General features: G+C 72.5%; 9 protein-coding genes, 2 tRNA genes and 3 pseudogenes. 5 read left to right on the top strand and 9 right to left on the bottom strand.

Features of this window, described 5'->3' with window-relative positions:
- Positions 1-65: 65 nt before the first annotated feature.
- Positions 66-1,316, bottom strand: a pseudogene (locus RLT59_RS32780) (hypothetical protein).
- Positions 1,316-1,875 (bottom strand): annotated as a pseudogene (locus RLT59_RS32775) (DUF4365 domain-containing protein). Before RLT59_RS32775 ends, RLT59_RS32780 begins: the two co-directional pseudogenes overlap by 1 nt.
- A gap of 192 nt (positions 1,876-2,067) precedes the next feature.
- On the opposite strand from RLT59_RS32775, the gene RLT59_RS32770 reads away from it, so the two are divergent.
- A complete protein-coding gene (locus RLT59_RS32770) occupies positions 2,068-2,793 on the top strand; it encodes a 3'-5' exonuclease (RefSeq protein WP_311306746.1) in 726 nt (241 codons plus the stop codon).
- A 67-nt stretch (positions 2,794-2,860) separates the two neighbouring features.
- Here RLT59_RS32770 and RLT59_RS32765 read toward each other — a convergent pair.
- Both RLT59_RS32765 and RLT59_RS32760 read right to left on the bottom strand, forming a co-directional pair.
- A tRNA-Val gene (locus tag RLT59_RS32765) sits at positions 2,861-2,932 on the bottom strand.
- A gap of 39 nt (positions 2,933-2,971) precedes the next feature.
- On the bottom strand, positions 2,972-3,418 hold the full coding sequence (locus tag RLT59_RS32760; protein WP_311306745.1) for an SRPBCC family protein: 447 nt from the start codon (positions 3,416-3,418) through the stop codon (positions 2,972-2,974).
- A gap of 59 nt (positions 3,419-3,477) precedes the next feature.
- On the opposite strand from RLT59_RS32760, the gene RLT59_RS32755 reads away from it, so the two are divergent.
- Complete coding sequence (locus RLT59_RS32755) at positions 3,478-5,991, top strand: SCO7613 C-terminal domain-containing membrane protein (RefSeq protein WP_311306744.1); 2,514 nt, start codon at positions 3,478-3,480, stop codon at positions 5,989-5,991.
- 74 nt (positions 5,992-6,065) lie between these two features.
- Here RLT59_RS32755 and RLT59_RS32750 read toward each other — a convergent pair.
- Positions 6,066-7,092 (bottom strand): annotated as a pseudogene (locus RLT59_RS32750) (hypothetical protein).
- Between the two features lie 92 nt (positions 7,093-7,184).
- Here RLT59_RS32750 and RLT59_RS32745 point away from each other — a divergent pair.
- On the top strand, positions 7,185-7,865 hold the full coding sequence (locus tag RLT59_RS32745; protein ID WP_311306743.1) for a TetR/AcrR family transcriptional regulator: 681 nt from the start codon (positions 7,185-7,187) through the stop codon (positions 7,863-7,865).
- Between the two features lie 98 nt (positions 7,866-7,963).
- Here RLT59_RS32745 and RLT59_RS32740 read toward each other — a convergent pair.
- Positions 7,964-8,035, bottom strand: a tRNA-Val gene (locus tag RLT59_RS32740).
- A gap of 55 nt (positions 8,036-8,090) precedes the next feature.
- Positions 8,091-8,582, bottom strand: coding sequence for a TIGR02611 family protein (locus RLT59_RS32735; RefSeq protein WP_311306742.1), 492 nt, complete (start codon positions 8,580-8,582; stop codon positions 8,091-8,093).
- A 190-nt stretch (positions 8,583-8,772) separates the two neighbouring features.
- Between RLT59_RS32735 and RLT59_RS32730 the strand changes: the two genes are divergently transcribed.
- A complete protein-coding gene (locus RLT59_RS32730) occupies positions 8,773-9,186 on the top strand; it encodes an SsgA family sporulation/cell division regulator (protein WP_003959770.1) in 414 nt (137 codons plus the stop codon).
- Positions 9,187-9,397: 211 nt separating this feature from the next.
- Positions 9,398-9,973, top strand: a complete 576-nt coding sequence (locus RLT59_RS32725) for a CGNR zinc finger domain-containing protein (protein WP_311306741.1) — start codon at positions 9,398-9,400, stop codon at positions 9,971-9,973.
- A 4-nt stretch (positions 9,974-9,977) separates the two neighbouring features.
- Here RLT59_RS32725 and RLT59_RS32720 read toward each other — a convergent pair whose 3' ends face one another.
- The gene (locus RLT59_RS32720; protein ID WP_311306740.1) at positions 9,978-10,133 is read right to left on the bottom strand and encodes a hypothetical protein; all 156 of its coding nucleotides are present in this window, start codon (positions 10,131-10,133) and stop codon (positions 9,978-9,980) included.
- A gap of 154 nt (positions 10,134-10,287) precedes the next feature.
- On the bottom strand, positions 10,288-11,259 hold the full coding sequence (locus RLT59_RS32715; protein WP_311306739.1) for an acetylxylan esterase: 972 nt from the start codon (positions 11,257-11,259) through the stop codon (positions 10,288-10,290).
- Between the last annotated feature and the right edge of the window lie 87 nt (positions 11,260-11,346).

Here is an 11,346-nt window from a genome sequence, read left to right as displayed (position 1 = left end):
GCGGACGCAAGGGCAATCGTACCGAGCCGACGGCCCCCATAGCGAAATGGGCCGCCCGCGCCCCGCTACTCCCCCGTGCACGCCTCCTCGAAATGGTCGACGTTCTCCTGGAGCGACTTCATCAGGCGGTCCCGTTCCGCGTCGTCGACCTGCACCGGAACCACCTGTGAGGTCCTGGTCAGCCGTCGGAATCCGCCCCGTCTCTCCAGCCGCCCCTCCACCCGGACGGGCAGGCCCACCAGGTGGGCGTGGCCCGCGATCCGGTACGCCTCCTCGTCCAGTTCCAGCCGAACGTGCGGCACCCCGACGCCCGCCAGCACCCGCAGCCGTACGATCCCGGCGCCGCGCGGCCCCGAGCGGCGCATGCGGACGACCGCCCCGGTGATCCGTACCGGCACCGCGTGCTCGTCGCGGAGGTAGCGGGCGCCCGCCCGGGGAGAACTCCAGCGGCTCCGGACGCGTCGGGCAGCCGTCGGGGGTGCCCGCGGCGGGCGCCCACTCCAGCGCGATCCCGGCACCCTCCGAGCCGCGGACGAGCGCGACGACGGCCTCGGTCAGCTCACGGCTGACGCCCGCCGCGACGGCATTGTCGAACACCTCCATCCCGCCGGTGGCCCGCTGGTAGTCCACGGCCTCCCGGGTGGCGTGCAGGGCGTGGTGGAGCCGTACGGCGACGGGCCTGCCGGTCTTGACGGGGACGGACGCGGTGAGGTCGCGGTCGCCGGGCGCGGGCCTGATCAGGACGCCGTCGAGGGCTGCGAGGGCCCGCCGCCGGTGCCGGGCACCGTGGTAGCCGGCCCGGCCCCGGACCGCGAGGGCGCCGGCGAGCAGGATCTGCCGGGCCGCGCCGTGCAGTCGCTCCGCCCCGGTCCAGCTGGCCGCGCCGACGCCGGCGGTGGGTTGGGGGGCCTCGCGCCACCAGCGGATCTCGTCGCTGGTGGCGGCGAGGGACACCAGGATCTCGCGGGCGGAGGGGCCGCGCTACAGGCCGGCGCGGTCTGCGCCTCGCCCAGCAGGTCCTCGCTGTCCGGAAAGGCGCCGGTGCCGGGTACGAGCAGGCTGGTGGTGCCACCGGCAGCGGCGGAAGCTCCGGGCGGGGTCCAGCGGCTGTAGCGTCCGGCGGGCCCGCCGCGCCGCCGCCAGCCGGGCCGGGCGAGCAGCACGGCGAGCACCGCGGGGTCCACCCGGGCGGGGTCGGGCAGGGTTCCGGTGGCCTCCGCGGGGCCGCCGGGCCGGAGTCCGGGTGGTTCGTCGGGGTGGGGTCGTACGGCTGACGGGTTGGCTCCGTCGGCGGGCTCGTCCATCGGTCGGTGCATCAGGGTCTCCCTCCTGCTCCGGCTCGGGTCATGATCTCGCAGAGCGCCCGGTCGTCGAAGACGCGGGAGTCGGGATCCGCACGGTGGTCCGGTGCCGGCCGGTCACCGGGTGGCCGGCCAGGTTGGTCCAGTAACAGCAGTGCCGCAGGTCGAGGCGGTCGGGTCCGGCCAGCAGCCAGTCGTCCTGGCTGCTGGGCACGATCATCACGATCAGGATCTTGTGCACGGAGACGGGTGTCCGGGCGAGCTTCACGAGGTGTGCGTTGTCGAGCGTGAAGGCGAACGTCGCGCCGGGCGGGCGGGCCGGTATCTGATAGGTGCATTTCAGCTGGACCTTGATGGTCACCTCGTCGTCGACGAGGTGACCGGGGGCGCCGTGGCTGACGTGCCGGTCGATGCCGTTGTCGGGGGAGGGCTGCGACAGGGAGCACTCCGCCGCGACCGCGTGCAGGTAGCCCACCTGGAGGGTCTCCACGCAGGCGGTGGTGGCGAGGTCGCCGCGCGGCGGTGCGATCCGCCGGGGCAGCAGCCCACTCGGTTCGGGCTGCGCGAGTGCCATGGCTCCGTGTGCCTTCCGGGCCGTGCCAATGGGATCGGGGACGCGGAGGATTCCGCCAACTACAGCCCCCTTCACATGTGTTGTCACAGCAGAGGACGGGCCGCAAACGGCGTATCAGGCAAAGGGCGCGGGTATCACCGAACCGGGCAGGGGAATCACGCCATCTGCCGCTCGGACGCGAGGAGTTCGGGGATGACTCATTGGTACGAGGGGCCGCTGGCCGCTTTTGACACCGAGACGACGGGAGTGGACGTGGAGGGGGACCGGATCGTGTCGGCCGCCCTCGTCGTCCAGGACAGCGCCGGCGGGCATATGCGCGTCACCTGCTGGCTGGTGAATCCGGGGGTGCCGGTGCCCCCGGGGGCGACGGAGGTCCACGGGCTGACCGATGACCACCTCCAGCGCAACGGGCGGTGGCCCGCGCCGGTGGTGGAGGAGATAGCGAGGGCGCTGGCCGAGCAGAGTGCGGCGGGGCGGCCGCTGGTGGTGATGAACGCCCCGTTCGACCTGACGCTGCTGGACCGGGAGCTGAGGCGGCACCGGGCGTCGTCGCTGGCCGGGTATCTGGAGAACGCGTCGTTGTGCGTGCTGGATCCCCGGGTGCTCGACAAACACCTGGACCGCTACCGCAAGGGCCGGCGCACGCTCACGGATCTGTGCGAGCTGTACGGGGTGGTGCTGGACGGGGCGCATGACGCGGCGGCCGACGCGTCGGCGTCACTGGATCTGGTCCGGGCGGTCGGGCGACGGTTCGCCACCCGGCTGGAGCGGCTGACCCCGGCGGAGCTGCACACGCTTCAGGCCGCGTGGCACGCCGCCCAGGCGCGCGGCCTGCAGGCCTGGTTCGCCAGGAGCGGCACGCCGGAGACGGTGGACCCGGCGTGGCCGTTGCGTCCGGAGCTGCGTACGGCCGCGTGAGCGGACCGGTCGCGGACACGCGGAGGCCGGTCCGTCGGTGCTGCTGACGGACCGGCCTCTCCCGGGGTGGGCGATACTGGGTTCGAACCAGTGACCTCTTCGGTGTGAACGAAGCGCTCTCCCACTGAGCTAATCGCCCGGGAACGGGTTGAACCTTACAGGGCCCTGCGGGTGTGGTTCAAACCGCTTCGAGCCGCGCCGCGAACCCGCGGCGCCCGGCCCGCATCATCAGGGCGTGATTGGCCCGGAACAGCGGGCGCCCCGGCACCGCGAGCACCCGCAGCAGCCTCTTGCGCACCTCGACCTCCTGCTCGTACGTGGCCAGGCTCCCGGTGCCGTTCGGGGTGACGGTCCAGCGGGCCCAGCCTTCGAGATCGCCGGTGATGGCCACTTCGAGGACCCCGGCGCCTGGATCGCGCCGTCGTTCACGGACCGTGATGACCAGGTCGTACGGGAGCAGTGAGCGGATCCGGGTGGCGGCGGAGGTGTCGTCGGCGGAGGTGACCTGGCGGACCTGCGGCCACCATCGCGGGTACTGCTCCACCTGTTCCAGCAGCCGGTAGACGGCGCCGGCCGGTGCGGCGAGGTCCCAGACGGTGACAAATCGGTAGTGACTCCAGTCCATGCGTCCAGGATGCGCATACTCAGCCGGAGAACTGAGTATCCGTGCGCATGCCTCCACACATGACCGCCACCACACTCGCGTTCATGGAACATCTGCCGCCGCCCGCCGAGGAATTGGCGCTCCTCGACCGTGAGCTCGCCGGGCTTGACCTGCGCCGGTCCCAACTGCTGCAACGCCGCGCCTGGCTGCTGAACGCCCTGCGGACGCCCGGCCCGATGACCGCGCCTCCCGCGCCCGCGTTTCCGGCACCGTTCGCGGCGCCGGTCCGGCCGCCCGCCGCGGTCCGCACCGCGGGCGCGCAGAACGTGCTGCTCACCCTCGGCGGACTGCTGCTGACGGTCGCGGCGATCGCGTTCACCCTGGTCAGCTGGGGTCAGATGGGGATCAGCGGGCGCACGGCTGTGCTGGCGACCCTGACGCTCGCGGCGCTGGCCGCCCCGGCAGCGCTGCTGCGGCGGGGACTGTCCTCGACGGCCGAGGCGCTCGCCGCCCTGGCGTCGGTACTGATGGTGCTGGACGCCTTCGCGCTGCATGAGCTGGCCGCACCGGAGACGGGTGGACTGGGCTTCGCCGCGACCGCTTCCGCGGTGCTGTCCGTGCTGTGGGCGGCGTACGGGCTGCTGCTCGGAGGGCTGCGACTGCCGTTGCCCGCCTCGGTGTTCGGCGCGCAGTTGCCGTTGCTGCTGTGGGCGTGCGCGGAGCGTGCGGACGCCCTGGTGTTCTCCGCCGCGCTGCTGGCGACGGCGGCGCTGGACTGCGCGATCGCCGTGTGGGGCAAGGGAGTCGCGGTACGCGTGACGGCCTGCGCCGCGCTCTGCGCGACCGGTGGCGCGGGGCTGCTGATCGCGCTGGGGAGGTCACTGGCGGCCGATGCGCCGTCAGCCGCGGTGCTGCCGGGGGCGCTGCTGCTGGCGGGGGCGGCGATCGCGCTGTCCGGGGCCCGGCGGGCGCCGGTGGCGGCTGCGGTGGCCGGAGGCGTGGTGGCCGGTCTGACGGCGGTGGCGGCCGTCGCCTCCGTGGTGGCCTCCGGGGTGCCCGGTGGCTGGGTGGTGCCGGTGTATCTGCTGTGTGGCGGGGCGCTGTTGGCGGGTGTACGGGCTCCGCTGGGGCGTCCGGCCGGGCAGGGGCTGGTGTGGGCTTCCGGGACGGTGACGGCGGGCTCCGTGCTGTTCTCGCTGCCGCCGGTCGCGGTGTCTCTGGTGGGTCCGGTGTCGCAGCTGGGCCGGGTGTGGGCCGGTGCGCCGCGGGGCGGTGCCCGGGGTGCGCTGGGTGCGACGGGGCTGCCGTGGACGGAGATGGGCGCGGCACCCGTCATCCTGCTCGTGGTGGCCGGGGCGCTCGCGGCGGCGTACCGGTGGTGGGAGGCCGTGCTGCGGTGGGCCGGGCCCGTGCTCTCCCCCGGCCCCTCGGCGCGGGGTGCGGTCGGGGCCGTGGCTCCGGTGCTCGGCTGGGCGGGGATCACGGTGCTGCCCGCGGCGTTCGATGCCCCGTACGCGGTGACCGTCGCCGTACAACTGGTCCTGGTCGCGGGAGTGTTCGCGGTGGCGGTGGGCGGTCTGCGGCGAGGGGCGACGGGCGTGGCGCTGACGGCTTCGGTGTGCGGGGCGGCGGGTGCGCTGGACGTGGCGCTGCTCTCGCTCGCCACCGAGCCGGCCACCTATGCGGTGTTCGGCGCGCTGCTGGTGGTGTGCGCGGCCGCGGCGGTCGCGCTGGACGGCTACGTGGCGGGGGGGCCGCGACAGGGCCGGGTGGTGGCGGCCGTGCAGGCGGTGACGGCGTGCGCGGCGGTGGGCTGCGCCGTGGTGCTGACGGTCGCGGGCGGCGCCTCGCTGGGGCTGGCCGCGCACCGGGCGGCTCCGCTGGTGCTGGTGGTCCCCGCGCTGACCGTGCTGCTGGGCGCCCGTCTGAAGGCGCACGCGGTCGCGCTGCCGGTGGAGCTGGCCGGCGGTGCGGCGGCGGTACCGGCCGTTGGCATGGCGGTGGGCGATCTGCCGTTCCTCGCTCTGGTGCTGTCCCTGTGCGCGGTGCAGGCGGCGGGCACGGCGTTGCGTCCGGAGCGGCGGCCGGTGGCCGGATATCTGGCGACGGCGCTGTTCCTGGCGGCCGCCTGGGTCCGGCTGTCCGCGTCCGGGGTGTCCTCCCCCGAGGCGTACACCCTGCCGGTGACCGTCGCGGCGCTGGTGATCGGCGCGCTGCGCCGTCGCCGCGACCCGGCCGCGTCGTCGTGGACGGCGTACGGGGCGGGCCTGGCGGCGACGCTGGTGCCGTCGCTCGTCGCCGCCTGGGCCGATCCGCACTGGCCGCGGCCGCTGCTGCTCGGGGCGGCGGCCCTCGTGATCACGCTGGCGGGGGCGCGGTGGCGGCTCCAGGCGCTGCTGGTGCTGGGCGGTGCGGCGCTGGGGCTGGACGCCGTGCACGAGCTCGCGCCGTACGTGGTCCAGGTCGTCGGCGCGCTGCCGCGCTGGATGGCTCCGGCGCTGGCCGGGGTGGTGCTGCTGGCGGTCGGGGCGACGTACGAGAAGCGGCTGCGCGATGCCCGGCGGCTGCGGAACGTCCTGGGCCGGATGCGGTGACGTGACCTCGGGGTGCGAACCGGCCGCGGACGGGGATCCGGAGAACCGGGCCCGGGTTCCCGACGCGACGGGGGTCAGCCGCCGCGGTAGTGGTCGGCGACCGCGGCGAAGGCCGCCTTGGGCTCCCAGGGCAGATCCGGGTACGTATCGCCGTGGCGGCCTTCGAGGATCTTGACGATGCCGAGGCTGGCGAGGTCGAGGTCGTCGCGGGGATCGCCGTCAGGCCGGTGCGGCAGGTTGTAGAGAGCGAAGAGGAACACGAAGGCGCTGTCGACGCCCTCGGTCTCGAAGATCTCCAGCAGCTCGCTCAGGTAAGCCGCTTGGCCGGCTTCGTCCCGCTCGTACTCCCCGTTCAGCCGGAGCGGAGCGCCGGTGGCTCCGTCGGTTTCGAGGATCTCCATGCTGCGGGGCGCGACGTCGCCCGCGCCGCGCCAGGTGGCGGTGCCGAAGCCGGTGATGGCGACCGGTTCGGGCTGTGCGACCAGGCTGCGCACGGCGTCCCGGAATCCGTCTGCCACCTGCGCCGACCGGATGAGTTCGAAGGTCATGAAGTCGAACATGTCCCAGTCGACGGCTTCGAACTGGATGGCGGCGTACGTGACCTTGCCGTGGAAGCGCTCGCGGACCAGTGCCACGGCTTCACGGAGGAAGGCGTTGAGGCGGGTGCCGACCGCGGCGATTCGCTCGGACCTTCGGGCCGGGTCGCCCAGGAGCCGGCCGATCCGCTCCTCGGTGCTGTCGCCTTCGAGGAAGCCGTGGTTCATGACGCTCAGCTCGGCGCCGGTGACGAACACGACCTCGGCTCCCCTCGACCGGAGTCGCTCGGCCCGCTCCGCGCAGGCGGCGAGCAGCGTGAGGATCTCATCGGTCGTCAGATCGAGCGGATACGGCGAGAACCAGATCCCCAGGCCGAGTTCGGCGGCGAGACGGGCGGCGAGGTCCAGGCGGCCCGGGTCGCCGCCGGTGATGTGGACGGCGGTGCAGTGGAGATCGTCGCGGATGACGGTCAGATCTTTCCTGACCAGGTCGGTCGAAGCACTCCCGGGAGCTGCTGCCCTCGCGGATGAAGCCGGTGTCGTAACAGATGCCTCTGGCTCGCATGTCTCTGCCTCTCGATAGGGGCCTGACAGTAGAAGAAAATATTGCGTGCACGCAAGTTTGCGTACGCGCATCTCGGCTGGGACAGTGCGGGGATGACAACAGGGCAGAGCGGACTGCGCGAGCAGAAGAAGCAGGCCACCCGGGTGGCGTTGCGTGAGGCGGCACTGCGGCTGGCGCTCACGCATGGGCCCGGAAACGTCCGCGTCGACGACATCGCGGAGGCGGCCGGAGTCTCACCGAGGACCTACAACAACTACTTCTCCAGTCGCGAACAGGCGATCGTCGCCGCCGTCACCGCCGAACGGGAATCACGGGTCGTCGCGGCGGTGGCGGCCGCGCCCGCCCACGTCCGCCTCGCCGACGTCCTGACCGAAGCGGTCCTGGAGCAGTACACCGAACCACGTGACCGCGACGAGCTGCTGCTGATCATCGCCAGCCCCGCACTGCGCGACGCCTTCCTCGACACCACCGCGGCGATCGAACACCCCCTCGCCACCGCGATCGGCCGGCGCCTCGGTGACACCGGCACACCCACCGCCCGCGTGCTCGCGGCGAGCGTGGCCGCCGCTGTCCGGATCGCGCTGCGGGAGTGGCTCCAGCCCCCGGCGGCACCCCTCGCGGCCGGTGGGCTCGTCGTGCCGTCCGGCCCCCTGGCCGAACCACTTCGCTCCGCACTCGCCGTACTCGCACCCGCACTCGACGCCGCGCAGGAAGAGGCGGAGTGGCGTGCGGACTCTTCTGCCCGTGCCTCCGATGACGCGGCTTCGACGTAGCGGCAGAGCCCGCGCAAGCCGCGAGGCACACGGCGGGGGCATACGAAAACGCCGACGGCCCGGAAGCTTCGAGAAGCTTCCGGGCCGTCGGTCCGGGGTGGGCGATACTGGGTTCGAACCAGTGACCTCTTCGGTGTGAACGAAGCGCTCTCCCACTGAGCTAATCGCCCCGGGCGCACGCCAAACATTACCCCATGTCAGTGGCGTCCCCCGACCAGCTCCGGGTCACTCGTGGATCTTCCACGGCATGACGATTCCGAACTTCCACACATAGACCCCCACCAGCACCGCGACGATCACCAGGCCGATCACGGTGAGCGCGATGTTCCGCCGCCGGACCTTGGGGTCGAGGGCCCGCTTGGCGGCCTCCGCGACCTTCCGCCGCGTCCAGCGCAGCACCAGCTGGGCCCAGACGAACTCGGTCGCCCAGATCGCCATGCCGCCGAAGATCACCAGCCAGCCGGGGCCGGGCAGCGGCAGCATGATGATGCCCGCCACCACCACGGCGAGGCCGACCAGGAACACGCCGACCTGCCAGCTCAGGTGCAGCGCCCTGGACGCCTTGATGAACCCCGGCGCCCTGGAGCCGAGCTCCGGACCCTCCTCCATCACATCCCGCGCGGCGTCCCCCGCCGCGCCTCCAGCCACGCCCCCCGTCGCGGGCGCCGGATCCGCCGGTGCGGCGACCCCGTCCCGCTCGTCACTCTCCGCATTCATGGGGGCCAACCTACCGGAACGGCTCTCGTCACTGGAATGGCCGCATAACCCAAAGTTACACAGCGCTGTACGAGCTACCTGAAGGATCACAAAACGGTCAGAGGGGTTTACAACGCCACCGTAGGTGGCATGTCGATTTCGCCGACGTGCGAATCCCCGAGCGCACACTGAGCGAAAGGCCCTGGCGCTTATGAACACCACGGTCAGCTGCGAGCTGCACCTGCGCCTCGTTGTGTCGAGCGAGTCCTCACTGCCTGTACCCGCGGGCCTGCGGTATGACACGGCCGATCCGTATGCCGTGCACGCCACCTTCCACACCGGAGCGGAGGAGACGGTCGAGTGGGTTTTCGCCCGTGACCTCCTTGCCGAGGGGCTGCACAGGCCCACCGGCACCGGAGACGTCCGCGTCTGGCCATCCCGTAGTCACGGCCAGGGCGTCGTCTGTATCGCACTGAGCTCCCCAGAGGGCGAAGCCCTGCTGGAGGCCCCGGCACGGGCCCTGGAGTCGTTCCTGAAGAGGACCGACGCCGCGGTCCCGCCGGGTACCGAGCATCGTCACTTCGATCTCGATACGGAGCTCTCACACATCCTGGCGGAAAGCTGAGCCAGGCCGAGAACTGCACGACGCCGTCCGACTCGGGGAGACGGCGTCGCGCGGACAACCTCATACGGCGGAAACCGGCGCCGTCACCACGGAATCCACCGTGGTGACGGCGCCGGTCCGCGTGCACACGCCCCCGCACACCGCCGCCGTGCCAGTAGAGTCATCCGGCATCGGTGGGCGCCCCGCCCGCCGGAGGCCAGGGAGCGAATGCGTGCTGATCCCACACGACACCCGGATCGCCCTCGACACGGTGGTCGCTCTGGTGAACACCGCGCCCGAGAGCGCACAGCCGCAGGAGGGAGCGCCGGCCGACGGGCTCGCCGGCATCCCCGCGCTCCACGCGTTCGCCGCCCGCCACCGCATGAGCGGGGTGACCGAGCTCGACGAGAAGGACCTGCGGGCCGTGCACGACGTACGGGACCGGTTCGCGGCGGTCTTCGCCGCGCCGGACGCCCGGACCGCCGCCTCGCTCGTCAACTCCCTGGTCGCCGCCGCGGGCACCACGCCGCAGCTGAGCGACCACGACGGCTACGACTGGCACGTGCACTACTTCGCGCCGGACGCCTCGATCGCCGACCACCTGGCCGCCGACTGCGGGATGGCCCTCGCGTTCATCATCGTGGCAGGCGAGACGGAGCGGCTGCGGCGCTGCGAGGCGCCGGACTGCCGGCACGCCTTCGTCGACCTCTCCCGCAACCGTTCCCGTCGCTACTGCTCCAGCCGCACCTGCGGTAACCGCCTGCACGTCGCCGCGTACCGGGCGCGCCGCCGGGAGACGGCCGACTGACCCCTCACAGCACTAAGAGATCGTGCAACGCGGCCATCAGCAGCAGGCCCCCGACCACCGTGAGGAAGATCATCAGAGGGGGCTGGGAAAGCGCGAAGAGGCAGCCACGCGGCTCTTCGGCGGGGGGTGCGGGGGCGTCGCCCCGGGAGGTGTCCACCATCTCGGGACGATCATGACGCAGGCCGGCCCCGTTGGCGATCAACACTCGTCTTTATGACGGGAGTTCACCCCTCACGTGGTGGCCGAAATCGCTCCGGCGTCCGATCTCCCATCACACATTCGGGACCGCCCCGCACTCCCCCGCCGCGTCGCCGTCAGTCCAGGTCCCGCAGCATGCGCAGCTGCACCGCCTGGTGGGGCGAGCCGCCGCCCTCGTGACCGTTCCAGGGGTAGACCTCGATCTGCTTGGGGCCGGCCCAGTGGTTGTAGGCGGCGAAGACGGTGGACGGCGGGCACACGGCGTCCATCAGGGCCACCGAGTACAGCGCGGGCACCGCCGCCCGAGCGGCGAAGCTGACGCCGTCGAAGTACGAGAGGGTCCGGAACACCTGCTCGGAGAAGCCGTTCTGGGCGGACAGGAAGCGGACGATCTCCTGGTACGGGTCCCGGTCCGTGAGCTCCACGGCGCGCCGGTAGTGCGTCAGGAACGGTACGTCGATGAGAGCCGCCTTGACGTGGGGGCTGAGCCCCGCCACCGCCTGCGCGATGCCGCCGCCCTGGCTGCCGCCGTGCACGACGATCCGGTCCGCGTCGACGGCCGGGTGGGTACGGGCCACCTCCACGGCGCGCACCGCGTCGGTGAACACCCGGCGGTAGTAGTACTCGTCGGGGTCGAGGATGCCCCGGGTCATGAAGCCGGGCGACTGCGGGTTGCCGCCGCCGTGCGGGTCCGCGGTGGAGCCCGGCGAGCTGTTGTTGACGGCGCCCTGCCCCCGGGTGTCCACGAGCAGGGTCGCCCAGCCGGCGGCGGGCCACACCAGGTGGTCGTGCGGCAGCCCGCGCCCGCCGCCGTATCCCAGGTAGTGGACGACGGTGGGCAGCGGGCCCTCGGCACCGGCGGGCACGTTCAGCCAGGCGCGTATACGGTGTCCGCCCCAGCCGGCGAATGACACGTCGTGGGAAACGACATTGCTCAACGCCGCGTCGTACACGGCGAATTCGGCGTCCAGCGGGTGGGCGGACGCCTCTTCGAGGGTGCGCTGCCAGAAGGCGTCGAAGTCGTCGGGTTCAGCGACCTCCGGGCGGTAGGAGCGGAGTTGGTCCAGGGGCAGGTCGAACAGGGGCACGGCGTCTCCGTTTCGGGCAGGCTGAGGAAAACGGCACAGGTGTAGGACACAGGTGAATGACACGAGTGAACGGATCAAGGAAACAGC

The organism is Streptomyces sp. ITFR-6, from assembly GCF_031844725.1.
Taxonomy (GTDB): domain Bacteria; phylum Actinomycetota; class Actinomycetes; order Streptomycetales; family Streptomycetaceae; genus Streptomyces.
Note: the sequence above shows the minus strand (reverse complement) of the source record. Positions and strands in the feature narration are given on the sequence as shown.

Excerpts from the sequence above, each read along its gene's own strand:
- RLT59_RS32770 (WP_311306746.1), top strand. The coding sequence starts at position 2,068 with ATGACTCATTGGTACGAGGGGCCGCTGGCCGCTTTTGACACCGAGACG.
- RLT59_RS32760 (WP_311306745.1), bottom strand. The coding sequence starts at position 3,418 with ATGGACTGGAGTCACTACCGATTTGTCACCGTCTGGGACCTCGCCGCA.
- RLT59_RS32755 (WP_311306744.1), top strand. The coding sequence starts at position 3,478 with ATGACCGCCACCACACTCGCGTTCATGGAACATCTGCCGCCGCCCGCC.
- RLT59_RS32745 (WP_311306743.1), top strand. The coding sequence starts at position 7,185 with ATGACAACAGGGCAGAGCGGACTGCGCGAGCAGAAGAAGCAGGCCACC.
- RLT59_RS32735 (WP_311306742.1), bottom strand. The coding sequence starts at position 8,582 with ATGAATGCGGAGAGTGACGAGCGGGACGGGGTCGCCGCACCGGCGGAT.
- RLT59_RS32730 (WP_003959770.1), top strand. The coding sequence starts at position 8,773 with ATGAACACCACGGTCAGCTGCGAGCTGCACCTGCGCCTCGTTGTGTCG.
- RLT59_RS32720 (WP_311306740.1), bottom strand. The coding sequence starts at position 10,133 with ATGGTGGACACCTCCCGGGGCGACGCCCCCGCACCCCCCGCCGAAGAG.